The following is a 263-nucleotide window of genomic DNA, read 5'->3' on the forward strand; positions in this document are numbered from 1 at the left end:
TCATGACTGGGGTGAAGTCGTAACAAGGTAGCCCTAGGGGAACCTGGGGCTGGATCACCTCCTTATACGATTTAGAACTTATTTGTTCGTAGTGTCCACACAGATGATTGTTAATTAGTGCTTGTCCTTCGGGATAACTAATTAATATGCTCTTTAAAAATTTGGAAAAGCTGATAATAAAATTCTGATGAATACATTGTATTTATCAAGAGTTTTCAAAAGTAAAAAAAGAATGGTAGCAGTACCATTCAGTGCCATTTGAT

The 263-nt window shown here is 36.1% G+C and carries 1 rRNA gene; it reads left to right on the plus strand.

Annotated features, from left to right (window positions below):
• Positions 1-65, plus strand: a 16S ribosomal RNA gene (locus H5160_RS20680); the annotation flags it as partial.
• Between the last annotated feature and the right edge of the window lie 198 nt (positions 66-263).

Source organism: Pseudoalteromonas sp. SG43-4, from assembly GCF_014164325.1.
Taxonomy (GTDB): Bacteria; Pseudomonadota; Gammaproteobacteria; order Enterobacterales; family Alteromonadaceae; genus Pseudoalteromonas; species Pseudoalteromonas distincta.